General features: G+C 42.0%; 23 protein-coding genes. 18 read left to right on the top strand and 5 right to left on the bottom strand.

Features of this window, described 5'->3' with window-relative positions:
* Positions 1-290: 290 nt before the first annotated feature.
* The 6 genes from IGI67_RS23215 to IGI67_RS23190 all read left to right on the top strand — a co-directional run bounded on the left by IGI67_RS23215 (position 291) and on the right by IGI67_RS23190 (position 6,156).
* Positions 291-1,112, top strand: coding sequence for a PRD domain-containing protein (locus IGI67_RS23215; protein WP_207108225.1), 822 nt, complete (start codon positions 291-293; stop codon positions 1,110-1,112).
* Positions 1,113-1,215: 103 nt separating this feature from the next.
* Entirely contained in the window at positions 1,216-1,980 is a 765-nt protein-coding gene (locus IGI67_RS23210; RefSeq protein ID WP_207108226.1) for a carbohydrate deacetylase, read from the top strand.
* Positions 1,981-1,997: 17 nt separating this feature from the next.
* Entirely contained in the window at positions 1,998-3,413 is a 1,416-nt protein-coding gene (locus IGI67_RS23205) for a PTS transporter subunit EIIC (protein WP_429959499.1), read from the top strand.
* Positions 3,414-3,427: 14 nt separating this feature from the next.
* Positions 3,428-4,756 (top strand): maltose-6'-phosphate glucosidase, encoded by a 1,329-nt coding sequence (locus IGI67_RS23200; RefSeq protein WP_429959498.1) that lies wholly within the window; start codon positions 3,428-3,430, stop codon positions 4,754-4,756.
* 13 nt (positions 4,757-4,769) lie between these two features.
* Entirely contained in the window at positions 4,770-5,228 is a 459-nt protein-coding gene (locus tag IGI67_RS23195; RefSeq protein ID WP_207108229.1) for a PTS sugar transporter subunit IIA, read from the top strand.
* A 70-nt stretch (positions 5,229-5,298) separates the two neighbouring features.
* Positions 5,299-6,156, top strand: coding sequence for a GRP family sugar transporter (locus tag IGI67_RS23190; protein WP_207108230.1), 858 nt, complete (start codon positions 5,299-5,301; stop codon positions 6,154-6,156).
* Between the two features lie 488 nt (positions 6,157-6,644).
* Here IGI67_RS23190 and xerS read toward each other — a convergent pair whose 3' ends face one another.
* The gene (xerS, locus tag IGI67_RS23185; protein ID WP_429959497.1) at positions 6,645-7,754 is read right to left on the bottom strand and encodes a tyrosine recombinase XerS; all 1,110 of its coding nucleotides are present in this window, start codon (positions 7,752-7,754) and stop codon (positions 6,645-6,647) included.
* A 224-nt stretch (positions 7,755-7,978) separates the two neighbouring features.
* Here xerS and IGI67_RS23180 point away from each other — a divergent pair, with 224 nt between their 5' ends.
* Positions 7,979-9,040 (top strand): bifunctional transcriptional activator/DNA repair enzyme AdaA, encoded by a 1,062-nt coding sequence (locus tag IGI67_RS23180; protein ID WP_429959496.1) that lies wholly within the window; start codon positions 7,979-7,981, stop codon positions 9,038-9,040.
* A gap of 87 nt (positions 9,041-9,127) precedes the next feature.
* Here the strand turns inward: IGI67_RS23180 and IGI67_RS23175 are convergent, their stop codons facing one another.
* Together IGI67_RS23175 and IGI67_RS23170 are read right to left on the bottom strand one after the other, a co-directional pair.
* Entirely contained in the window at positions 9,128-9,454 is a 327-nt protein-coding gene (locus IGI67_RS23175; RefSeq protein ID WP_207108233.1) for a hypothetical protein, read from the bottom strand.
* 12 nt (positions 9,455-9,466) lie between these two features.
* Positions 9,467-9,865 (bottom strand): helix-turn-helix domain-containing protein, encoded by a 399-nt coding sequence (locus IGI67_RS23170; RefSeq protein WP_429959495.1) that lies wholly within the window; start codon positions 9,863-9,865, stop codon positions 9,467-9,469.
* A gap of 266 nt (positions 9,866-10,131) precedes the next feature.
* Between IGI67_RS23170 and IGI67_RS23165 the strand changes: the two genes are divergently transcribed.
* The 3 genes from IGI67_RS23165 (at position 10,132) to IGI67_RS23155 (ending at position 13,026) form a co-directional block, all read left to right on the top strand.
* Positions 10,132-10,773, top strand: coding sequence for a TetR/AcrR family transcriptional regulator (locus tag IGI67_RS23165; RefSeq protein WP_429959494.1), 642 nt, complete (start codon positions 10,132-10,134; stop codon positions 10,771-10,773).
* Positions 10,774-10,894: 121 nt separating this feature from the next.
* Entirely contained in the window at positions 10,895-12,133 is a 1,239-nt protein-coding gene (locus IGI67_RS23160; protein WP_429959493.1) for an MFS transporter, read from the top strand.
* A 137-nt stretch (positions 12,134-12,270) separates the two neighbouring features.
* Positions 12,271-13,026 carry an alpha/beta fold hydrolase gene (locus IGI67_RS23155; protein WP_429959492.1) on the top strand — a complete coding sequence of 252 codons (756 nt, stop codon included), beginning with the start codon at positions 12,271-12,273 and terminating at the stop codon, positions 13,024-13,026.
* 98 nt (positions 13,027-13,124) lie between these two features.
* On the opposite strand, the gene IGI67_RS23150 is transcribed toward IGI67_RS23155, so the two are convergent.
* Positions 13,125-13,976: an alpha/beta hydrolase gene (locus IGI67_RS23150; protein WP_429959491.1), complete on the bottom strand. Its 852-nt coding sequence runs from the start codon at positions 13,974-13,976 to the stop codon at positions 13,125-13,127.
* A 155-nt stretch (positions 13,977-14,131) separates the two neighbouring features.
* Here IGI67_RS23150 and allC point away from each other — a divergent pair, with 155 nt between their 5' ends.
* The 7 genes from allC (at position 14,132) to arcC (ending at position 22,206) form a co-directional block, all read left to right on the top strand.
* Positions 14,132-15,361, top strand: a complete 1,230-nt coding sequence (allC, locus tag IGI67_RS23145) for an allantoate deiminase (protein WP_429959490.1) — start codon at positions 14,132-14,134, stop codon at positions 15,359-15,361.
* A gap of 15 nt (positions 15,362-15,376) precedes the next feature.
* Positions 15,377-16,162: a (S)-ureidoglycine aminohydrolase gene (allE, locus tag IGI67_RS23140; RefSeq protein ID WP_429959489.1), complete on the top strand. Its 786-nt coding sequence runs from the start codon at positions 15,377-15,379 to the stop codon at positions 16,160-16,162.
* 21 nt (positions 16,163-16,183) lie between these two features.
* On the top strand, positions 16,184-17,248 hold the full coding sequence (gene allD / locus IGI67_RS23135; RefSeq protein ID WP_429959488.1) for an ureidoglycolate dehydrogenase: 1,065 nt from the start codon (positions 16,184-16,186) through the stop codon (positions 17,246-17,248).
* A 19-nt stretch (positions 17,249-17,267) separates the two neighbouring features.
* Entirely contained in the window at positions 17,268-19,025 is a 1,758-nt protein-coding gene (fdrA, locus tag IGI67_RS23130) for an acyl-CoA synthetase FdrA (protein ID WP_429959487.1), read from the top strand.
* A 14-nt stretch (positions 19,026-19,039) separates the two neighbouring features.
* Positions 19,040-20,302, top strand: a complete 1,263-nt coding sequence (locus tag IGI67_RS23125; RefSeq protein ID WP_429959486.1) for a DUF1116 domain-containing protein — start codon at positions 19,040-19,042, stop codon at positions 20,300-20,302.
* Positions 20,303-20,315: 13 nt separating this feature from the next.
* The gene (locus tag IGI67_RS23120) at positions 20,316-21,191 is read left to right on the top strand and encodes a DUF2877 domain-containing protein (protein WP_429959485.1); all 876 of its coding nucleotides are present in this window, start codon (positions 20,316-20,318) and stop codon (positions 21,189-21,191) included.
* A 76-nt stretch (positions 21,192-21,267) separates the two neighbouring features.
* Positions 21,268-22,206 carry a carbamate kinase gene (arcC, locus tag IGI67_RS23115; RefSeq protein ID WP_207108245.1) on the top strand — a complete coding sequence of 313 codons (939 nt, stop codon included), beginning with the start codon at positions 21,268-21,270 and terminating at the stop codon, positions 22,204-22,206.
* 31 nt (positions 22,207-22,237) lie between these two features.
* On the opposite strand, the gene IGI67_RS23110 is transcribed toward arcC, so the two are convergent.
* The gene (locus IGI67_RS23110) at positions 22,238-23,872 is read right to left on the bottom strand and encodes a PucR family transcriptional regulator (RefSeq protein ID WP_429959484.1); all 1,635 of its coding nucleotides are present in this window, start codon (positions 23,870-23,872) and stop codon (positions 22,238-22,240) included.
* 140 nt (positions 23,873-24,012) lie between these two features.
* Between IGI67_RS23110 and IGI67_RS23105 the strand changes: the two genes are divergently transcribed.
* Positions 24,013-25,224 carry a pyridoxal-phosphate-dependent aminotransferase family protein gene (locus IGI67_RS23105; protein WP_429959483.1) on the top strand — a complete coding sequence of 404 codons (1,212 nt, stop codon included), beginning with the start codon at positions 24,013-24,015 and terminating at the stop codon, positions 25,222-25,224.
* The last annotated feature ends 7 nt before the right edge of the window (positions 25,225-25,231 follow it).

Below are 25,231 nucleotides of genomic sequence, written 5' to 3'. Positions count from 1 at the left end.
TTAATTGGGCAACGCAGTTAGCGTGACTGATGAACTCCAGAATCTCTAGCTCATAGTGGGAATCTCCCCTGAGCCTTTTCTTGGTTTCTGAAAGAATTGTATGATAAAAATAAGAAAATCATTGTTGACAGCGCTTTTCTAATTTGCTATATTGAGCGTGTAAACAAATAGGGTGTAACTATTAAATTAGGCACGACCTGGGAAAACACTTTCCTTAGGTCGTTTTTTGTTGTTTTAACTATTATAATCAATTGAATTTAGAGTATTTTATAGAGAGGCTCGGTGCAACGATGAAGGTTGTTAAAAAAATCAATCATAATGTAGTACTAATTGATGATGAGGGAGTAGAAAAAATTGCGATGGGCAAAGGAATTGGGTTCTCCGCCGTCGTTAATCAAACTTTTGATCCAGCTCTTGCAGATAAATTTTTTACTTTAGATTCCAAAGAAAAAACAAAAATGTTTAGTGAGATGGCTGCCCAAATACCAATAGAATTCATAGAATTTTCAGAAGAAATCATTCAATTTATTTCAAAGAGAATTGCTTCACCGTTAGACTCAAATATTTATATCGCATTGACGGATCACATTTATTTTGCGATTCAACGGCAAAAAGAAGATAGTCAGGTAACAGCCATTATGCTGCCAGAGATGAAGCTGCTTTATCCAGAGGAGTATGAAACAGCAAATGAAGTCGTTGCTTTGATCAATCACCGTTACAATACAGAGCTGGGAGCGAATGAAGTCGGCTTCATCACAATGCATATCATCAATGCAGAGCTGGGCGAACGAAACAGTTTGAACAGTCTAAAAATTTTAGAGATGACCAAGACAATTTTAGAGGATTTGGAAAATACCTTTGGTTATCGGTTTGATAAAGATTCACTGACTTATCATCGGATGATGATCCACATCAAATTTTTAGTGAAGCGTTTGATTTATCAGGAGGAATCTCCGACTGAGAATATCGGCTTTTTTACAAGTACCTTTAAAGAAAGCAAACCATATCAAACGGCAGTAGCGATCAAAAATATGATCGAAAAAAACTTTCAATTGGACGTTCAGGAGAACGAAGTCATTTATCTGGCAATCCACTTGGCAAGAATTCAATAAGCAGGGCGTAACTATTAGGTAGGCGCAACCTTTTGACACAGGAGAAAAATCTGTGCTCATTAGGTTGCGCCTATTTTTAGTATAAAAAGAAAGGAAGGAAATAATGGGAAAAGTAATCTTCAATTCAGACGATTTCGGCTACAGCTATGGAGTGAACTACGGGATCGTGGATGCTTATCAACGAGGGATCTTGACATCAACTACTTTAATGGCCAATATGCCGGGGTTTGAACACGCTGTAAAACTAAAAAAAGAGCTTCCAGATTTAGGGGTAGGGGTCCATTTGACATTGACTTGCGGCAAACCACTCTTGAAAAATGTGGATAGTTTGATGGAGGATGACAAGTTTAAGCACTTATCATATTATAAGCAACCTTTTGAAGTAGACGGAGATCAACTCTATCAGGAATGGAACGCGCAAATTCAAAAAGTCTATCGCGCCGGAGTTATTCCAACACACTTGGACAGTCATCACCATACGCATACCTTTGGAATGAATCAGGAAGTAGTTGTTGCACTAGCAAAAAAATATGATTTGCCCGTTCGAGGAAATTTTGAGAGAAATGCAGACGTTCGACATACGGATTATTTTGAACCTTATTTCGATGATGTTGGAGAAATGTCTGTCGAAAAAAGGCAAATTGATTGTTCCATTGACGAGTATCTAGAACGCTTGATATCCGTTTTACGAGAAAAGAGAACGGTAGAGATTATGTGTCACACGGCTTATCTTGATCAGGATTTGTTGAATGGATCGAGTTTTGTCTATCCAAGAATCAATCAAGTGGCGTTTTTGATTCATTCAGATTTTGCGCAGCAGGTTAAAAGGGATCGTTTGATTGAGTTAGCAACATATAAAGATATATAGCCTAAGGAGGAGAAAAAATGTCAACTTTTAAAGCAAATATACAAAAATTAGGAAGAGCAATGCTGCTGCCTGTAGCTGCGATGCCATTAGCTGGATTGATCATGCGACTCTCAGCTGATGACATGTTGAATATTCCAGTGATTGGGGCAGCCGGAAATGCTGTATTTGGAAATTTGGATATTCTGTTTGCGATTGGTGTTACGATCGGTTTTGCGAAAACAAAAGATAAAGGCATCCCGGCACTTACTGGATTCTTAGCGATCGCTACTTTGAAAAAGGGGTTAGAAATCATGAATCCAGCCGTCAATATGGGGATATTCGGTGGGATTATTTCTGGTTTGATCGCAGCTTGGACTTATAACCGTTTCAAAGAACAAAAGCTGCCTATGGTGTTCTCGTATTTTGCAGGTGAGAAATTTCCATTGACGATGGTGATGATTTTACAAACAATCACTTCGGTTGTTTTTGGGATATTATGGCCGTTTGCCCAAGCTGGAATTGACAGCTTTGCTAGATTGTTAGTGAACATGGGGGCATTAGGGGTCGGGATTTTCATGTTCTTGAATCGTTTATTAATTCCATTTGGTCTTCATCATGTACTGAATACGTACGTTTACTACGATCTAGGAAGCTACACAGCGCCGAATGGAGAAGTATTCCGAGGGGAAATGACTCGTTTCATCAACGGTGATCCGCAAGCAGGGCTATTCTTGTCAGGTTTCTTCGTAGTTATGATGTTCGGCGTACCAGCGATCTGTTTAGCAATCTATCGTGCAGCGTTTAAAGAGAACAAAGCTATGGTCAAAGGGATTATGGGAAGCGGCGCCGCTACATCCTTCATCTCAAATATTACAGAACCAGTGGAATTCAGCTTCATGTTTCTTTCTCCAATGCTGTATGTTGTCCACGCGGCTTTTGCCGGTTTAGCGGGAATCGTTTGTTATCTGCTGAATATTCGGATTGGCTACACTTTTGGTGCCACTATCGTTGATTACCTAATCAATTTTAGAATAGCGACTAACGCTATCTTAATCATTCCAATCGGAATTGTTTTCTTTGCACTGTACTATTTTACTTTCTATTATCTGATCAAGAAGCAGAACATTCAAACTTTAGGAAGAGAAGTCGCAACAGAATTCGGAACAGAAGCAGTAGAAGATGAAAAAGAATTAGGTTTGGCAAGTAAAAATTATGAATATATGGCAAAAAAAATGCTACAGGCTTTTGGCGGATCAGAGAATATTTCTGATGCCTTTAGCTGTAATACTCGCTTAAGAGTTGAAGTTGAAAATCCAGCAATCGTCGACGAACAGCGGATCAAGCAACTAGGCGTCAGCGGTGTGATCAAGCCAACAGAAAAAAATTATCAAGTCATTATTGGGTTGGAAGTAACTTATGTAATGGCAGAATTTAATAAATTATTGGAACAATAGGGAGGACGTAAATCATGACAAACAAACAAATCATAACAATTGCCGGTGGAGGCAGTACTTATACACCAGGAATTATTCAAGCTGTTCTGAACAATGCGGATCGTTTGCCGCTTTCAGAGATTCGCCTGTACGATATTGATGCTGAAAGAAATGCTGATATGTATTTGATTATTCAATATATGTTGAAAAAAGAGGGATTCAAGGATGTTGTCATTTCTTCAACAGAAGATCCGGAGACGGCCTTTACAGGGTGTGATTTTATCTTTTCACAAATTCGAGTTGGCGGAATGAAAATGCGTGAGAAAGACGAAAAAATTCCGTTAAGTCACGGATTAGTTGGTCAGGAAACTTGCGGATTGGGTGGCTTTGCTTACGGAATGCGATCAATGAGTGGACTGTTGGAAATCGTGGGTTACGTACAACAGTATGCACCTGATGCTTGGATTTTAAATTACACAAATCCAGAATCAATTGTTTCAGAAGCTGTTCGCAGACAATATCCACAAGCGAAGATGATCAACGCTTGTGATATGACGATTTCAATTGAAGAAACGATTGCAGTCAATTATGGTTATGATCGGAAAAATTGGATACCGACTTATTACGGGCTGAATCATTTCGGCTGGTACACATCCATTTATGATAAAGAATTGAAAAAAGACATTATGCCAGAGCTTATTGAAAAATTGAACACTCAGGAAATGCAGGTAGCTGATTTTAACGCAGGAGATAAAACATGGCAAGAAGCATTTAGTATGATGTCTGTGATCACAAAGAGCTTCCCGCAACATATTCCGAATAACTATTTAGAGTATTACTTGTATCCAAATATGGTCGTAGAACATTCAGATAAAAACTACACTCGCGCCAATATGGTGATGGAAGGTAGAGAAAAGAACACCAAGGAAATGGCTGAGAAAATTCGCGGAGGAGCGACAGATGACGTTTTGAACTTCAACTTTGGGGAACATGGACAATACATTGTTGATATGGCAACATCGTTATTGAATGATGAACGTCAGCGCTTTATGCTGATAGTACCTAATCAGGGTGCTATACCAAACTTGCGATCAGACGCTGTGGTAGAAGTACCAGCTTATGTTGGAGCAACCGGAGTTGAACCGATAGCACTAAGAGAACCAATTTGCGATTTTCATAAGGGATTGATGGAGGCACAAGTAGCAGCTGAAAAATTATTAGTTGATGCTTACTTTGAAGGATCCTATCAAAAAGCATTGCAGGCTTTCACACTGAATCAAACGGTTCCGAATGCTCAAGTAGCTAAAAAAGTATTAGATGAAATGATCGAGGCCAATAAAGAATTCTGGCCGGAATTAGTCTAGAGGTGATGAGAAAATGCTCTTCTTTAAAACAAAGAAAGTTCTGAAGTCTGTTGCAAATGGTCACGTTCTACCTTTAGAGGCAGTAAAAGATGAAGTTTTCTCCTCAAAGATGATGGGTGAGGGCTATGCAATAAGTCAACATGACGGTAAGGTCTATGCACCGATTGAGGGAATTGTTGAGAGCATTTTCCCAACACTGCATGCTATAACAATTGAAAGTAAAACTGGAGAGAAATTACTGATTCACATGGGGTTAGATACTGTGGAACTAAAAGGAGTTCCTTTTTCAATCAAAGTAGCAGAAGGACAGAACGTTAAAACAGGAACATTACTCGCCTTTATGGACTTACAGCAATTAAAGAATGCTCAAAAGGACGATACCATCATCGTGGTTTTTCCAGAAATGACCAAGGGTGAGTTGCTGAAAAAAAATCAAACAGTAACATTACAAGACGAACTGTTCAAATTTTAGATCAGGAAGAGACTGGGTAGATGCCTGGTCTTTTCTTATAACGATTATTTTAGCCTTTTAGGAGAAACCAATGATTATTTTATGTTTATTACCCGCATTAGGATGGGGCTTTATGCCAATCATCGCACAACTGACAAATGCCAAACCAATCAATCAACTTTTAGGAACAACGACAGTGGCCCTTCTGATCGGCTCGCTTTTCACAGTCATCGTGCAGCCGAATTATAGTAGCGGAAGTTTTCTAGCAGCCATTTTTTCTGGGTGTTTTTGGTCGATCGGTCAATATCTCCAATTCTATTCATTTCAATTATTACCAGTATCTGAGGCCATGCCGATTTCCAATGGGACTCAACTAATCGGAACAACTTTCATTGCGGCTTTATTTTTTGGCGAATGGTCAAATATGAAAATGGCAGGCATAGGGATAGGAGGAATTTTACTGATTATTGTTGGAATTATTTTCACTTCCTATTTAGAAAAACAAGATAACACCTCGCTATTAAAAACAACTAAAAGCAAAGCGCTTATCTGTTTGCTGCTGTCTTCTTTAGCTTTAACAATTTATGTAACTTTGCCGCAAGCATTCCAAGCTAGTGGAGCAGAGGTTCTATTTCCACAAGCAATCGGAATGTGGTTCTTATCGATAGCATTATCTTTAAGCAAACGTGACGAGACAAGCTGGAGACAGGTGAAAAAAAACTTTGGGACAGGAATCGCTTGGAGTATAGCAAATATCAGTTTATTTCTTACTATACCGTTGATTGGCGTCGCCAAAAGTTTTACCTTTTCACAACTAGCAGTATTAATCTCAATTTATGCGGGGCTGGTTTTTTTGAAGGTTCAAAAAACAAAAAAGGAATGGCGAATGATCAGTTTAGGCGCTGCACTTATTACAATAGGGATATTGCTGATTGGTTCGATTAAATAAATGTCTAGTCATCATTCGGTAGCTAGACTGCTTTTAAGTATCAATAGAAAAACAAAGCGAATAACTGTAAGGGATTTGAAAAGCTATCAAGATCTCCTTATGAATAAACCAAGAAACTGCATTGATTTAGAGGTACTTCAAAACGAAATAGCGTGGTATAGAAACGATTGAAACACAAACTGATGGAGCTGCATTCACTGATCGCAAAAGCATAGCAAATTATTTGCTATACGTAGATGAACATAAAAGCAGAAAAGAACACTAATTCTTGCCAAAAATAGGAAGAATCAGTGCTCTTTTTTACTGAGATTTTTGTAGTAATGATCAAGACCAAAATAAAGCTCGTTTCATAAGAAAGTAGGAAAAAAACAAAATTTACCTCTCAAAAGAATAACGTTCATTTTTCGCGTTTTTTCGAAAGAAATTTTTTACTCAATAAGTGATGTAAATCCCGCTAAAGCAGCGGGCTATTTGGCATAAGTGTATTTTCACGTCCAAAGATCATTCATCGCATCGCGTTTTTTCTTACCAGCGATATGGGTATAGACCGTCGTAGCCGAGGTGCCCGACTGTCCAAGCTGTTCAGCGACCTGAACGAGTGAGTTTGTTTTACTATATAGCTGGGTTGCTACCGAATGACGCAGTTTGTGTGGTGAGATTTTAATTTTGAAGGCCTCTGAATATTTTCCAACCATCGCTTCAACAGCACCGCTGGCGATGCGTTTTGCTTTGCCGCGGTAGCGGGTGAGGAAAAGAGCCGTTTCATTCTCATCTGGCTGATAAAGCTGTGCTCTTTGCGAAAGATATGCGGTTAAATATTCGATGGCGATCGAAGAAATGACCACCATGTCCCATTTTCCGCCTTTACGATAAACACGCGCTTCACCAGCGGTTAAATCAAGATCCTGCAAATTCATATTCACCAATTCAGACAAACGCATCCCTGTCCCAAGAAAGAGACCGATAATCGCGAGGTCACGCACTTGGTTTTTCTTAAAGGCAGTGATCGCTTGACGAGTCTCCAGAGTATCGATATAGCGGGTTTCAATAAAATCCAGAAAATCCAACGCTTCATCATCTAAGAACAATTTCTTCTCAATCGCGGCACCACGTTCGGCCATCGTCTTATTATCCTTGACATTTGCGACTTTTCCCATCATATTGTGTTCAAGATAAGGTTTGCCGGTCGTGCGATCGATCGCTTCATTCAAATAATTGAAGAGGGATCGTAAAGCAGTGACGCCACGCTGAACCGTTGCATTTTGACGCAAGGGTAGGGCTTGCTCACTTTCTTCCAGTCGTTTCTTGGTGGATTCTTTTAAAATTTTTGGCGCCTTCACCAAGTGGGCTTTATAAAACTCCAGATCCTCCGGCCAAAGTGCCGAAAATTCTGTCAAAGTAATCTCTGACAGTTTTTCTGCCGAGGAAAAGCCTTCTTGGATCAGCCAATTTAGAAACCGCCGATATTCCTTGGCATACTCATACAAGGTGATGGAAGAATACTGATCTCCGCTTTTTTTCCGAAAATAATTTTGGACAAACCAAGGAAAAAATTGGATTTCCTCCTCCATTCGTCGATTGGCTTCCTGTTGATTCATCTGTGCCAGCTCCTTTATAACCAAAAGTATAAAGCAGAGCCGCAAGCTTGTCAAACATCAGTTATTTTATAAACTTAAACTATCTTTTGAACAACGCCAATATATTTCAACCAGTTATTTAAAGATGATTGGTCATAAAAATAGTTGTTCATTTTTCGGAAGAAATTCTTTAGTACCGGAGATATACTTTACTAGTAAAAACATTGCAAGAGGAGAGAGGAAGAATGATTACTTCAAAGAAAAAGCGCGAAGAATACTATCATGCTTTAAAGGAAAAGGATCGAAACTATGATGGAATCTTTTTTGCCGGAATCAAGACCACCGGAATTTTTTGTCATCCAACGTGCCGTGCCCGCAAACCTAAATTTGAAAACTGTGAATTTTATCCAACAGCAGAAGAAGCCTTGCTGGCAGGATATCGTCCATGTAAAATTTGTCAGCCTCTATCATTTCCGCAAGCCATTCCTGAAGAGGTGCAATTGCTGGTCAATGCCGTAGAGGAGCAGCCGGAAAAGCGCTGGAAGGAGGCTGATTTTTCGGCGATCGGTTTAAATTCGGCCACAGCTCGCAGAAAATTTAAAGAGGTTTACAAGATGACATTTGTTCAATATGCACGTGCGCGCCGAATGGGTTTGGCATTTAAAGAGATTCGGCGAGGAAGCAAAGTGATTGAGCAGCAGCTAGAAGCAGGCTATGAATCCTCTAGCGGATTTAACGATGCGTTCACCAAAATCATGGGGAATCCTGCAAAGAAGGTCGCCGCACGTCAGCTGAATGCTTCCTTTATTTCAACTCCGATCGGACGGATGCTTAGCTTAAGTGATGATGACTATCTGTATTTACTGGAATTTGAAGATCGGCGAGGGTTGGAGCGGGAAATCGAACAGCTCCGATTAAAATACAATTTTCGGATCATTTATGGGCAAACAGCCGTTAATCAGCTGGTGGAGGAACAATTAGGCGAGTATTTCCAAGGCGTACGGACTGAATTCTCATTGCCGTTGTTTTATGACGGTTCGCCATTCCAAAAAGAAGTATGGAAAATCTTAGAAACAATTCCCAGCGGCAAAACCTTAAGCTATCGGGATATCGCTCTTCTTTTGGGAGATAAAAATAAGGTTCGAGCGGTCGGCCGAGCAAATGGGTCAAATAAAATGGCGATCGTCATTCCGTGTCATCGAGTGATCGGAAGTGATGGAAACCTGACCGGATACGCTGGCGGTATAGAACGAAAGCAGTATCTGCTGGAGCTGGAGAAAAGAGCAGCACTACAAAAACAAGAATAGTCCACAAAAAGCGCCCTTCATGCCAGGCCTCCAAAAAGTTAGAGCATAAATCCAGCTTCTGGAGGTCGATACATGTGGGGCGCTTTTTTACTTGAATCGGAAAATAACTACTACAAACAGCAGAAAGAGAAAGAACATCACAGCTAATAAACAATAAATCTTGCGCTTAAGCTTAAGAAAGTCAGCCGTCTCGGCCGAGTTCATTTTACTGATCGTTTTTCGCCGAGTAAAAAGATAGAGCAGCAGGCCGCCGCCATTTTGTCCTCCGGTAGCAATGATAGACCAAAATCTGGGATTTTTAATTCCACGGCTTTTAGCATCCAGCATGACCATGGTAAAAACGTAGTAGCACAAAAAGCCAGCCGTCATTAGCAGTAAAACCATCAGAAAAATCATTATCAGTAGTTGATTCATACTATTCAGCTCCTAAATTTTTTTAATGATCAGGTAGAAAAGTGACAGGCTGTTGGCGCCGATCAAAGCAAAAAGAATCAATAAAAAAGGTTCGCTCATTCTCTGATTGAGCAAAAGAACCATCATCAATAAGAAATTGACTGAAAGCATGGCAATAAAAATTTTAAGAAAATGATTAACGACCGTATTTTCTTGTAAATGCTTGACCATCTCCTGATCTCCTTTCAATAATTCGTCTAAAGACAAGCCATAAATTTCCGATAAGCGAATGATTCGTTCAATATCCGGATAGCTTCTCCCATTTTCCCAGTTTGACATCGTTTGCCGGGTAATCCCCAGCTCTTCAGCGACATAATCCTGTGTTAAATTCAATTCGTTTCTTCGTTCCTTTAATCGTTGTCCAACATCCATATCTACACCTCAAATACTATCAATCTTTCCTCTAGCATAAAGCAAAAGTCTTTTCCCTGCGAGAAAAAGTTAGGTAAAAAAGCTTTTACATGCGATGATTAAAGGGTTTTGGCTGCTAAAAAGACAATCCTTTTCTATTAATCAGTGAATCAAAATGAACTCTAAAAAGACTCGCTGCTAAATTTTTTTACTAAAACAATTTGACAACACGATTCGATTCACGTATATTCTAAATAGATACCAATGGTATGTAAGGAGCTGAACCGATGGCTAGAGGAAAAAATCCAGAAGAGACCCGACAAAAGATTCTAACTGTTTCTGAAAAATTATTCTTGGAGAAAGGGTATGATAATACCTCCATCCAAGATATCGTGAATGGCTTAGGTGGAATGACAAAGGGTGCCATTTACCAGCATTTCCGTTCGAAGTTTGAAATCTTCGAAACGATCATTGAACCGGCAGAAACAGCTGAAGAAAGCTTGAAAAAGCACTCAGGAAATACAGGCTTGGAAAAATTGCAAAACGCGATCTTAGACGCCTTCACAGATTATTCCCGCATGAAGCTGAATTACTCAGCCGCGGTTACCTTACGAAGCCCGCGATTTATTGGAGAACAATTTCTCTCGATGTTCAACGAAGTCATTCCAGAGATTAAGAAAATCGTAGAAGAGGGGATTAGGGACGGTTCCATCGATACAGAATACCCCGAAGAAGTTGCTGACGTTTTGATGATGCATTTGAATACCTGGATCGGGTTGCACCTGACTGTCTACACAGAAGAGCAGCTTAAGCGAAAACTTCTTTTCACCAAAAAAATCTTTGATGAAATCGGTGTTCCGATTTTTAATGAACAGCTTGTCACAGAAGCAAATAAAATGTTTGAATACATTAAAAAAGATAGCAACTAATCAGCTATTTTTTTTAGACCAATAGATACCAACGGTAGGTATGTAATTATTTAACCTTTTTGCTCAGTTAACTCATTCGTTTTTGAAATCGCCACTTACAGTTTAAGAAAGCAGGTATAGTATGAAAAACAATAAAAATTTTAACTTATTGATCGGAAGTCAACTATTTTCCGTTTTAGGGACCACGATCGTCCAGTTTGTCATTTCCTTGTACGTATTAGATATTACTAAATCCGCCTTTACATTTAGCGTGATCGCTTCGTTATCCATTGTAGGTCGGTTAATTTGTTTGCCTTTTTGCGGTGTATTAGCGGATCGTTTGCCGAAAAGGAATCTGATGCTGCTGATGGATTTTCTGTATCTTGTTTTATCTGTTGGCTTGTTCCTCGTTACGCGATTAGCCGATCCGGTTACTGCAATCGGTATACTAACGGTAATCATCGGAATGGTTTCGGCCTTTGAAACGCCGGTCGTTCAATCCGCCATTCCAGTCATTTGTGCAGCCGAAGAGATTCCGCGAGCAAACGGCATCATCAGCTCAATCGGAACGTTGGGGACAGTTTTGGGTCCAATCATTGCCGGGATCATCTATCGTTTTGACGCGGTATATCAGATTTTTATGATCACTGGAGTATTATTCCTGCTGGCGATCCTTTGTGAAATCGTACTGAGTATCCCTGTTCAACCACAAGCAGGGGTGGAGGGGACGCTTTTACAAATCGTTGCGGGAGATTTAAAGGAAGTAACCAGCTATTTGAAGGCCCAAAAGGTAATTGTAAAAGTTGCGGTAGTCGCATTTCTGCTAAACTTTTTCTTAGCATCATTTATTCAAGTGATCATTCCTTATGTTTCTCGAATCCAATTAGGTGTCAGTGACGCGCAATATGGCTTAATGAATACGATTTTTGCCATCGGCAGTTTGTTGGGAACCGTCATTTATGGGGTCATTGCCAATCGTTTGAATGAAACGAGTATTACCAAGAATTTGATTTTAGTGGCGATTCTCTTCGGGCTATTAGTGATTCCATTCGGCTTGATTCAAGATCCAACAGCCGCTTTCTGGGTCATGACGATCCTTGTGGCCGGTGCAATGGCGGTAGTTACGGTGGTTTCAGTACAATTAATTGTCTATATCCAATTAGTTTCTGATCAGGCTTTGCTTGGTCGGATCATGTCATTAGTCATGATCGTCACTACACTGGCGGTGCCTTTAGGACAAGTGATGTATGGTGCTTTTGCGGCAGTCGCTTCTGGAGAAATGCTGATTGCATTAATCATTGGGACAGCGACCATAACTATTTTAATCGCGATCTTCTCAATCAGAATTTTCAAACAAATGCGCTTAGAAAAAGAACTATAAGGAGAACGGCTCTACGAAAAAACTCAACCCATTTTCTTTATAGATCCATAAATTTTTTGTTGAAGCCAGGGAGCATTCTGTTTCGCTTTTCTTGCTATACTAAAAATGAATGGATCAAGCACTAAGGAGGGATTGGAATGAGCTTTTTCAGCTATCAGGGAAAGAACATTTTTTACGAGACAATCGGAGAAGGAAAGCCACTCGTTTTTTTGCATGGAAATACCTCGTCTTCAAAATTATTTACTCCTATGCTGCCTCTTTACACCGACTTTCAGGTCGTCTTGATTGATTTTTTAGGCTATGGACGCTCTGATCGGTTAGATAAATTTCCAACAGAACTTTGGAAAGACGAAGCGAGGCAGACAATCGCCCTGCTAGAGCACTTAGCGCTCAGCGACGTAAATCTGGTTGGAACAAGCGGTGGGGCTTGGGTAGCGATCAATACCGCTTTTTTGAGACCAGATCTTATCGCCACTGTCACCGCCGACAGCTTTGACGGTCGTACTTTTCATGACGGTTTTGACCAGGCATTATTGGCAGAGCGCTCGACAACGCTGGCAGATCCGGAAGCCTCTCAATTTTATCATTGGTGTATTGGCGAGGATTGGAAAGAGGTCGTCGAAAGAGATACAGATTCCATGTGGCGGCTGATCGTCTCACGCAGAGAACTGTTCTTTGATTCTCTGCAAATTTTGCAAGCGCCTCTGCTTTTGACCGCTACGAAAAGGGACGAGATGATTCGGCCGAATATCGAACGGGAGTATCAAGCAATCGTCGGTGAAGTGGTACAGGGGCAATTCAAACTTTTTGAGAAGCCGGGACATCCCGCGATTGGCTCCAGTGCAGAGGAAGTAGCAGAAACCATCAATCAATTTATTGCCGAATATAGTTGAGAATACAGCGTGAAGGAATCAACGCTTCAGCCTTAAAATAAAAAGTTCCAATTTTACTATATATAATAGTAGAATCGGAACTTTTTTTGCGTCGAAAATCACTTTCTGTTTCGTATATGCTCCTCAAGCCAATCAAGCAATTTCTGATAAATGTCAGTTGCCGTTGGATTTTTCTCTCGATCGAAGTCGTGTTCAATCCTATCCAACTCTAGAAAAGTACATTGCTTAACGGCAGCTGCCATTTGTTGGGACGAAACGATCGGAACATCTGGATCTTTCCTGCAATGAGCCATAAAGACAGGCGGAAACTGCTCTAATTGTTTGTCATTGACCGTCAATTCATTGAGTTTTGGTCCTAAATAGCTGAGCCAATTCCCATACTGCCTAGCTGAAAGATACAAGGGAAATCTTTCGGCCACTCCGCTAACCACAGTCGGTTGATTTTGGATAAGCTGCTGTGCGGTTAGAGGGGGAACCTTAGGATAATGATTATAAAACGGGCTTGGTAAAACGAACTCCTCATGATCAAAATGATGATACCCGTAAAAACGAATCAGCCCCAGCTGGTGTTGATAATGATTAGCAGTCAAAATAGAAGCCAAGCAGCCGCCAGCTGACCGGCCAAATAAGAAAAAACCTGGTTCTAATAGATTCAGTCGAGACTGATAATTCTCTGAAAACCAGTGAACCCCTGCTTCTAAGCAATGAACAATTTCTCTTAATGGGGTCTCAGGTGCAAGCGGATAATCAAATGCTAAAACATGAAAGCCGTTTTTTAAAAAGAGCGCCAGATACGCTTCAGGAAGATCCTCACGATCCCCGAAAAGAAACCCGCCGCCATGAAAATAGAGAATTGTTTTATCCTTTGCCTCTGTCGCTGTTGCTGGAAAAAAGGAGACCTTCAATAGGAGCTCCTTCCAGGTTTTATAGATAAATTGCTGTTTTCTCATAAGATTCCTTCTTTCTACTTTCATTATAATGATTTGATTAGCAGGAATTCACAGTGCTTTAGCACAAATGGATATCAATTTTTGTCACTTATGAACAATGAAGTTCGAACTATTAGCGCTTACAATGAGGTTACTAGATAAAGGAGGTCCATGGAATGACTTTAGAAAAACGATTAGATACTACAATCAACGCATTATCCCAAATAGGCAGCGATCCAACCGGTGGTATGACACGGCTGCTCTATTCAGATTCCTGGCTAGAGGCACAAAAATTTGTTGAAGGCAAAATGCAGGAAATCGGATTAGAGACTTCCTATGATGCGATCGGAAATTTATTTGGCCGCGTAGCTGGAACAAAATATCCGGAGGAAACGATCCTTTCTGGTTCCCATATCGATACTGTCGTCAACGGCGGTACCTTAGATGGACAATTTGGTGTGATGGCCGCCTACCTAGCCATCCAGCAATTACTTGAAACCTACGGCAAGCCTTTGCGTTCATTAGAAGTCATTTCAATGGCCGAAGAAGAAGGCAGCCGTTTTCCGACTGTGTTCTGGGGAAGTAAAAACTTCGTAGGGGAGGCCTCGAGAGAACAGGTTGAAGAGATTGCTGATTCTGAAGGGCTGAAGTTCGTTGATGAAATGCGCCGCCAAGGCTTTGATTTCTCTGAGGAAGCGAATGCCAGACGTGACGATATCAAAGCATTTGTAGAGATCCATATTGAACAAGGAAACGTCTTAGAAAATGAGAAGCTGCAAATCGGTGTTGTCAATAATATCGCAGGCCAAAAACGCTATACCTTTGTTTTAAAAGGTGAAGCCAATCACGCTGGTACAACGCCAATGGGGTATCGTCGGGATGCTGTCTACGGTTTTTCCAAAATCTGTTCAGGAATCATCGATCGTGCATTCGCAGAAGGGGATCCGCTAGTGGTGACCTTTGGCAAGGTTGAACCTAAACCTAATACTGTCAATGTTGTTCCAGGCGAAGTCCTATTTACAATGGATTGCCGCCACACAGATGCTGCGGAGCTGACGCGATTTACCAAAGAAGCTGAGGAGTATATGAAAAAGGTCGCCAACGAGCTTGAATTAGAGTTGGAGATCGATTTATGGATGAATGAAGCGCCCGTTCCAATGGATGCTGACGTAGTAAAAGTCGTAGAAGGTGCTGCAAAAACCAAAGAAAAGAAATACAAAGTGATGCATAGTGGCGCTGGTCATGATTCTCAAGTCATCGCACCGCATTATCCGACTGCGATGATCTTTGTGCCAAGCATTAAGGGAATCAGCCACAATCCAGCAGAGGCGACTGACTTAGCAGACCTGGTTGCCGGCGTCGAGGTATTAGCACAAGCACTCTACGAATTGGCCTATAAAGAGTAGGAAAGAGGGAAGAATATGGGGTACAAAAATAATCATATCGGCTATATTGACGGCTTATTAGAATCAAGAGCTGTTATCAAAAAGAATAATTACGCGGTTCTTCCGCATGAAGGCTTGGTCAACAATGTGATACCGGGATTTGAAAATTGCGATTGTTCCATTCTAGGCTCCACGAAACTTGGTGCGAGCTTTGTAGATTACATCATGACTTTCCATCAAGGTGGTAAAAATGCGCTCGGCTTCGGCGGCGACGGCATCGAGACCTTAGTTTACGTGATCGATGGAAAGCTGGAAGTAAGCGACAGCAAGGAAAGTCATACGATCCTCTCTGGCGGCTATGTTTACTTGCCCGCTGGAGAAAAAATGTTTTTAGCGAATGCACAGGAAGAAGACACAGAATTTTTCTTATATAAGAAACGCTACCAGCCATTAGAAGGACACAATGCCTATAAAGTAGTCGGTAATGTAAACGAAATTGAGCCGATCCACTATGAGGGCATGAAAGATGTACTGCTTTGGGACTTTTTACCGAAGGATCTCGGCTTTGACATGAATTTCCATATCTTATCTTTTGAGCCTGGCGCAAGTCACGGCTATATTGAGACACATTATCAGGAACACGGAGCGTATCTGCTTTCTGGAAAAGGAATGTACAACTTAGACAATGATTGGCTGCCAGTAGAAAAAGGAGATTACATCTTTATGAGCGCTTACGTTCATCAGGCAGCGTACGCAGTTGGCAGAGATGAGCCATTAAAATACGTTTACTCAAAGGACTGCAACCGTGATCCTGAAATTTAGAAAAAGGAAGTAGTTTGTACGATGGAAGAAACAATGATTGTTCAACCAGTAAGATTACATGAGTTGATTCAAGATAAATTGATACAAGCCGGTTTGAAAGAGGAACATGCGGATACAGTGGCGGAACATTTAGTTTTTGCGGATGCTTGCGGTATCCATTCTCACGGAGCGGTGCGTGTCGATTACTATGCAGAACGTATAGCAAAAGGCGGAGTAACGACCGATCCTCAGATTACCTTTGAACGAACCGGCGCAAGTACAGGAATCGTTCATGGAGATAATGGCGTCGGCCAATACGTCGCGCTGCGAGCGTTGGAATACGCGATCGATCAGGCGAAAGAATCTGGGGCAGCGATTGTTGGTGTGAAGCGAATCAGTCATTGCGGTGCGCTTTCCTATTATGTAAAACGTGCCGCAGAAGAGAACCTAATCGCCATTTCTATGTGCCAGTCTGACCCGATGGTAGTTCCTTTTGGCGGTTCAGAAAACTACTTTGGAACCAATCCAATCGCCTTTGCGGCACCTAGAGAATACGGGGCTCCGGTTGTTTTTGACATGGCGACAACTGTTCAGGCTTGGGGAAAAATTTTGGACGCCCGTTCAAAAAATCAAGACATCCCAGATACCTGGGCAGTGGATGTGAATGGACAACCAACAACGAATCCTCATGAGGTGAATGGCCTGCTGCCAATGGCCGGACCTAAGGGATTTGGCTTAATGATGATGGTGGATGTCTTATCGGGCATGCTCTTAGGCCTTCCATTTGGAAAAAATGTTTCTTCTATGTATAGCGATCTGACGGAAAAAAGAAATCTTGGACAACTATTCATTCTGATTGATCCAAGACGCTTCACGGATCTGCCTAGCTTTAAACACAACATTGAGACCATGATCGAAGAGCTGCATGACATCGCCCCAGCAGCTGGCTTTAAGCAGGTTTATTATCCAGGCGAGACAAATCAAGTCAAATACGATCAGTATATGGCTGAGGGAATTCCTGTCACGAAACGCGTATTAGACTATTTGGAAAGTACTACCATCCATTTCGATCAATACGGAGAAACTGGAAGTTTTGCAACTAAGTAACAGAAAGTGAGGGAATCAAGTGTTACACACGATTATTCAGAAAAATAGCTATCAAGATTCGATCGTATTGATGCTGCTAACGAATCGATTAAATACATTGGCTGGAGTGAAGAAGGCTTCGGTTATGATGGGGACTCCCGCTAATAAGGACATTTTCAAAACTGGCGGACTTTACACTCCAGAACTGGAAGAAGCATCCTCCAATGACATGGCAATCGTTTTAGACATTCGAGATAAAGACGAAAAGTTAATTCAAGACGTATTAAGTACGATTGACGAATTTCTAGCCGAACAAAGCAAAGGCGGAAATGAGAAGGGGACAGAGACAGTAAAAACCTGGGATAAGGCGTTAGAGCTTGGTCAAGAGGCCCACGTTGCAGTCTTTTCTATTCCAGGAACGCATGCGGCAGTAGAAATTGAACACGCTTTGAATGAAGGCAAGCACGTTTTCTGCTTTAGCGACAATGTCGCGCTGGCAGACGAAGTTCGTCTGAAACAGCTGGCTCACGAAAAAGGGCTGCTGCTGATGGGGCCTGACTGCGGTACAGGGATCATCAATGGTATTCCTGTAGCCTTTACCAATGCTGTCCGTAAAGGAAGTATCGGAGTCGTGGGCGCTTCCGGAACCGGGATTCAGGAAGTGACAACACTGATTCATAAATTAGGCGGCGGTGTAACTAACGCAATTGGCACCGGCGGACGCGACTTAAAAGCCGAGGTTGGCGGAATCACCTTAAAAGACAGTGTCGCAACACTGGAGCAGGACCCAGATACAAAAGTTATCGTGGTGATCTCAAAACCGCCTGCCCCAAGCGTTCGTGATGAGGTCTTGGAGCTGTTAAGAGGCTCTTCTAAACCAGTTGTTACCATCTTTTTAGGAGAAGAACCAACCGATCATGAGGAAAATCTATACCGAGCCTATACCTTGGAAGAAGCTGCTGAAATAGCTGTTCAATTAATGCAAGGCAAAGACGTAGTGCAGAAAAATACCGCTTTAGCTGATCCAGGTTATCAATTTACCCCAGAGCAAACTGGGATCAAAGGATTGTATTCTGGCGGTACGTTAGCTTATGAAGCCGCTATGTTAATGAAGCGAGCGCTAGGGTTAAAGGATGATCAGAAGGCAGAAGATGGTTTTATCTTAAAAGACGGTGTTCATGAAATCATTGATTTAGGCGATGATATCTATACGCAAGGCAAACCACACCCAATGATCGACCCAAGCAAACGCCAAGAAATGCTGGCACAAGCAGCGGATGAACCAACAACAGCGGTAATCCTGTTAGATGATGTTTTAGGATACGGCTCGCACGCGAATATGGCAAACGAATTGGCGCCCACTATCAAGGAAATCAAAGAAAAAGCGGCGTCTGACGGCCGAGAATTGGTGGTCATCGCAACGATCGTCGGTACGGATGAAGATCCGCAAGATATGGCTGAACAGAAGAATATTCTGAAAGATGCTGGTGTCGTTCTTTGTGATAGTAACGCCCAAGCAGTCAAAATGGCACTATTGATCCTTGGCCATCCATTGACATTGCCTGAAAGAAAGATCTTACCAAAGAAAAACAGCGGGAAAGCTTCAGCAGCTCCTTCAAAAGAGATGCTACGTCTTCTAACAAATGATGCCTTTATCAACATTGGCTTACGCAGTTTTTCTGACGCAATCACCAGTCATAACGGCAAAGCCGTCCAATTTGATTGGCAGCCGGTGGCAGGTGGGAATATCACCTTGCAAAAAGCATTGCAATTTTTGAATAAGGCAATATTGAATTAGGAGGAGAATGAAACGTGTATAAAACAATTGATGAAGCAAACCAAGCGGTCGCCGCAAAAATTGTAGCTGGTTCTCCGTTCCTACTAGACGTAGTACCCGCCAAGACAGTCATTACTGAATTAAATGAAGGAAAGGTTTTGCTGCATGCAGGACCGCCGATTCGCTATGATCAAATGATCGATCCTATTCAAGGAGCGTGTGTTGGGGCGGCATTGTTTGAAGGCTGGGGCGAAACTGAAGAAGACGTTCGGCGGCAGCTAGCGTCCGGCGAAGTAACACTCATCCCTTGTCATCACGTGGATGCGGTGGGGCCAATGGGAGGGATTACCTCTGCCAATATGGCCGTACTAGTAGTAGAAAACAAAACCGACGGCAATCGCGCATACTGTACGATGAATGAGGGTATTGGTGCGGTTCTACGTTTTGGAGCCTATTCAGAAGAGGTCGTCAATCGATTACATTGGATGAAAAATACTTTGGGGCCTGTGTTAAGCGCTGCGTTAAAAACCATGGAGAACGGGTTGAATATCAATGTATTAGTGGCCAAGGCAATTTCGATGGGGGATGAGTTCCACCAACGAAATATCGCTGCCTCTCTGGCATTTCTGAAGGAAGTTGCTCCGGCAATCGTTTCATTAGAAGGATTCGAAAGTGAAAAGCAGGAAGTCATTCAATTTTTGGCGGACACGGATCAGTTCTTCTTGAATATCATGATGGCCTCTGCAAAGGCCGTAATGGACGGTGCACGAAAAATCCAAGAAGGAACAATCGTTACAGCAATGTGCCGAAATGGCCATGAATTTGGAATCCGTATCGCCGGAATGGGGGACGAATGGTTTACAGGTCCCGTGAATACACCAAAAGGCCTGTACTTCTCCGGCTTCAGCGAGGCAGACGCATCACCGGATATGGGGGATAGCGCCATCACAGAAACCTTTGGTGTTGGCGGCATGGCAATGATCGCCGCTCCGGCGGTTACTCGTTTTGTCGGCTCAGGGGGCTTTTACGATGCCTTGAACACCAGCAATGAAATGACTGAAATCTGTATTGACAGCAATCCGAATTTCCCAGTTCCAACTTGGGATTTCAAAGGAATCTGCTTAGGAATCGATGCACGAAAAGTGGTGGAAACAGGCATTTTACCAGTTATTAATACTGGAATTGCTAATAAGAAAGCTGGTCTGGGACAAATTGGCGCAGGCACAGTGACACCGCCAATCGATTGCTTTGAAAAGGCTGTCTTAGCCTATGCGAAGAAATTAGGGTTTAACGAATAAGGAGAGGAAAGCGATGCTGATAGAGTCCTGCTGTTTGGATCAAGAAATCTACAACCGTTCATTTCCTAAAAGCTGGTGGCGGGTACACAGTAAATTTGGCCGCAGCTTTAATATTCAAGATGAGACGTGTCAGCATTTAGCCGTTGTCTCCACTGAACAAAGTGCCATTGTCCCAAACGGAATCTATTTAAGAGCGACTGATTTTGAACAGCTGTCAGCGGAAATAAACGTAGATGACTGTTTGATTATTCAAAATCAAACGCTTAGATTTACAAACAGTCAATTGCTGCTTTCTGGAAAAACCTATCAGACCTTTCAAAGTCGAAGAACCAAAAAAATCGACGCAGCTATATGGGCTGACTATGAATGCTGCATCAGAAGACTTGAAAAAGAGACCGGCTATCAGGAAGGCTTGAACGCGGTTTTTGCTAGTGAGCATCGCTTTGTATCAGCAATCGATGCCTTGTGCGCTGATCAGCTGTCTCAGCAGCGTCAGGCACTGCACTTTTTAATCGGTCGCGGCCCCGGATTAACGCCATCTGGCGATGATATGATCATCGGACATTTAGCGGCTCGTCTATTGCTGGATAAGCAAAATCAAAAGCTGCAAACGTATTTACGCACCAAAATGACTGCGGTGGAGGATTTGACCACGGATGTCAGTAAGCATTATCTGCTGTGCAGTTTGAATCAGCGCTTTAATCAATCTGTTTTGAGCTTACAAGAGGCATTAGTTGATCCAAACAGGCAGCTGCAACATGCGATTCACACTGTTTTGAAAACAGGACATACCTCGGGAGCAGATTTCTTGGCAGGTTTTACAAGAACCCTCGCCTATTTTAATAAAACACACGGAGTGAACGAGAAGAAAATTTACGGAACAAAGTAAAATAAATCGTTGTTAACCTATGTAGAACCACATGCGTTAACAACGAAATCATTCAGAAAAAATGAGGAGAAAGAACATGGCAAATCGTGTAGTTATTGCTCTTGGCGGCAATGCGATTTTGAAACCTGGTCAATCGGAAACAGTTGAAGCACAGCTGGAAAATATCAAGACCAGTGCGGATATGATCGCAAAGATTGAAAAGCTGGATTACCAGATCGTTGTGACTCATGGTAATGGACCGCAGGTAGGCAATATTTTGCGGCAAAATGAAGAAGCCAAAAATATCGTACCACCATTTCCTTTAGATGTCTGCAACGCGGAATCGCAAGGATTCATCGGCTATTTAATGGAACAAACCATTAAAAATAAGATTGAGGAGGAGGGGTTGACGAGCGAAGTCGTGACACTTTTAACTCAGGTAGAGGTATCTGCGGAGGATGAAGCTTTCCAAAAACCAACCAAACCAATCGGCGTATTTTATACAAAAGCAGAAGCAGAAAAAATGTCGAAGGAACGCAATTGGAAGATGATGGAGGATGCGGGGCGCGGGTATCGTCGAGTTGTGCCGTCACCTAGACCTCTAACGATCCACGGAGTCAATTCCATCGTGAATTTACTGAATCAAAATACGATCGTCGTAGCCGGCGGAGGCGGGGGAATCCCTGTATCGAGAAAAGAGAACGGGCTCTTGAGCGGAATTGAAGCGGTCATTGATAAAGACCGTACAGGGAAGAAGCTGTCTGAGCAGGTAGATGCCGATGTCTTCATGATGCTGACAGATGTCAGCAACGTCTATATTAATTACGGCAAACCAAATCAAGAAAAGTTAGAAACGATTACGCCGGAAATTGCTCAAAAGCATTTTGAAGACGGTCACTTCGCTGACGGCAGCATGGGGCCGAAGATTGAAGCGGCGATTCACTTTGCACGCCAAGGAAAAACCTCGATCATTTGCGCCTTAGAGGAAGCAGACCAGGCTCTATTAGGTAAAGCAGGTACACGGATAGTCGGGTAATATCCCCGCTATTCGTGTACCTGAAGATGTTTTATAAATTGTCCTCCTCCGAAAGCTCTAAGGCCAAACGCAAGTCAAGGCTGACACCAGAATCATGGATATTTTTGCCAATGATCTCGTTGCATTGATCAATGCGATATTTAATCGTGTTTCGATGAACGAACAGCGCTTTGGCCGTTCGCGCAATTTCACAATGAAAATCGAGGTAGTATTTCAAGGTTTTTCGCAGCTCGATCATAGATGCTTCTTTGGGGTAGGCAAGCTCTTTTAAGGTAATTTCACAAAAATAGGTAATATCCGATGGCCCCATTTTTTCAAAAAGACTGCGCATCCCTTTTTGCTGGTATTGATAGGTCAAGGGAAGAGTCGAGAGCAATTGCATCTCTTCAAAGGCCGTTTTCGCTTCAATATAAGATTTCGCGATATCATCGATCGAGTCATAGATCGTTCCTATGCCAAATTGCAGCTGGATATCCAAACGTTCAAATAAATCCGCCGCTACAGTTTTTAGAATATTTTCCAGATTTTCCTGCTTGTGCTGGACCACTATCGCATAGTGAGCCGTGTCTTTGACCTTAAAGAGGGTAACGTCCTTAATATGATGAGCAAGCTTATCGCTCAACCAGTTAAAGCCTATTTGACTGACTTCCTCTTGATACCTGATTTTCGAATGATAGGGCTCTTTTTGCTGGCAGGCAACATAGACTACACGATAATGTCGTGCTTTAACCAGGCCATAGGTCGTCCCTGAATCAAGCCAATCGCGCGGTTCTTGGTTGGGTGCTTGCTGAATTTCGATCATTCGAGTCAAAAAATCCGTTTTCAAAATATCGTAGGACTCTTGAATCTTTTGATTTTTATACAGCATGAAGGACAACACAAGGGCCGCCTGCTCTAAGGCAAAATTTGATACAGGGTAGGGAATCTTCTCCGGATTCAAAATGACCAGCGAATGTGGAAAATAATGATTATGCTCAACCGAAAAATAAGAGACCAAAAAGGTTTTTTGATCCAAATCCTTGATCAAGATGGAATCCTCTTTCTTATTCACGAAATTGGGATCGGCTAATTTGACCTGGTCAATATAATATTCTGCTGGCTTAGTTGTTTTTGAAAAGTGTTTGGATGCTGCATAAACGCGTTTATAAGGATCAACTAAAATGACCGGCGTATTGATTAATCGGCCAAAGTCAGAAATAAAACGCGCAATACTTACATCATTTACAAGCATATTTGAAAAACGACGCTGAATATCCAAGGCGTAGTTCAATTGTTCTGTCTGTTTATCCCACAATAAATTCAGCATTTGATGGAGCAGACTGCCTAATGGGATCGAAATGGGAATTTGAACAATGGGAAATTGCTTTTGATTGGCGTAATCAATGACCTGCTGTTCGATTTCATCAATGTATCGCCCAACCTTGATCCCTAAACCAGCCGCATTTTTTTCCTGAAGCGAATCAATCAGATCAAATATCTGACTTTGATCGTTCTTGTAAATCATTGCAGTGGTTAAAAGAAAGGTCTTTTCAGGAATATAGAAAGAAATATCTGGCGTTTCACTGATTTCAATACTGTCAACCTGCAGGTTCGCATACTCTGCATTCGTCAGTAAAATCAGATCAGAAAAACGCGGGATTTGTAATAAATCAAGTATCGTTCTCATAGCACAACCTCCTAGCTAGAGTATAGGCAAGGCGGCGAGGATAAACAAGGGTCAATTAGTTATTTCGACCAGAAGAAGCAACTTTTTGTGCAAAAAGAACAATTAGCTTTACCAAATTAAAGAGAAAAAGAGGGATTTTTATGTTTTCAGAATTAGTAATACCAAGCCGAACGATTATGACACCAGGACCCGTTGAAGCACACCCGAATGTTTTAAGGGTGATGAGCTCAACTATTCTAGGTCAGTTTGATCCAGCCTTTTTGACGATCATGGATGACGTAAAGGAGATGATCAAGATACCGTTTGGAACAAAAAATGAGCAGGCTTTCGCTATTGACGGCACCTCGCGCTCTGGTTTGGAGGCAGCTTTAATTGCTTTGATTGAACCGGGAGATAAGGTCCTAATTCCTGTTTATGGCCGTTTCGCTTATTTATTAGGTGAGATTTGCGAGCGGGCCAAAGCAGAGGTCAAATATTTAGAAAAGGATTGGTCAGAGCCCTTTGATCAGAAGGAGATCATTCAAGCAATCGATGAATTTCAGCCGAAAATCGTTACGATGGTGCATGGCGAAACTGCGAATGGGCAAATGCAGACTCTAGATCAGATCGGAGCTGCCTGCCGAGAAAGAGATATTTTCTTTGTGGTCGATATGGTTGCAACCTATGGCGGGGTACCGATTTTTGTCGATGATTGGTATGTCGACATCGCAATTGGCGGTACTCAAAAATGTGTCAGTGTACCATCTGGTATGTCTTTAGTCACATACAATGATCGGGTGGAAAAGGTTCTGACCAGTCGCTACCAAAAAGAATTAGGATTAAGCAAAGTGGATCGCAATGACAATCACATCAGCAGCAATTATTTAGATTTGAGTCAGCTGCAGCGCTATTGGAATTCTGAGCGGATCAACCACCACACTGAAGCAACTAGTATGATTTATGCGCTGCATGAAGGGCTGCGGACAATGATCAATGAAGGGATTGAAAACGTCTGGGCACGTCATCAATTAAATGACCAAGCGATCGTGGCAGGTATCAGAGCTATGGGCTTGGGTTTCTATGGCAATTTGGATACAAAAATGCCGACGGTGACCCCCATTTTAATTCCTGAAGGAGCAGATGATGGGGAAGCGATCCGTAATATGCTGCTGGAAGTATTTGGTGTTGAAATTGCATCTTCCTTCGGTGACTTGAAGGGAAAAGTTTGGCGGATTGGAAACATGGGCTACAGCAGCCGTCGAGAAAATGTTCTTCAGGTTTTAGGCGCATTGGAATCTGCATTAATTTATTATGGCGCGACTGTCAATAAAGGGGAAGCAGTAAAAGCAGCGTTGCAGATTTATGAAGGATAACCAATTC

The organism is Enterococcus sp. AZ196 (assembly GCF_050498845.1).
Taxonomy (GTDB): domain Bacteria; phylum Bacillota; class Bacilli; order Lactobacillales; family Enterococcaceae; genus Enterococcus_A; species Enterococcus_A murrayae.
This window is presented reverse-complemented; position numbering and strand designations above follow the sequence as displayed.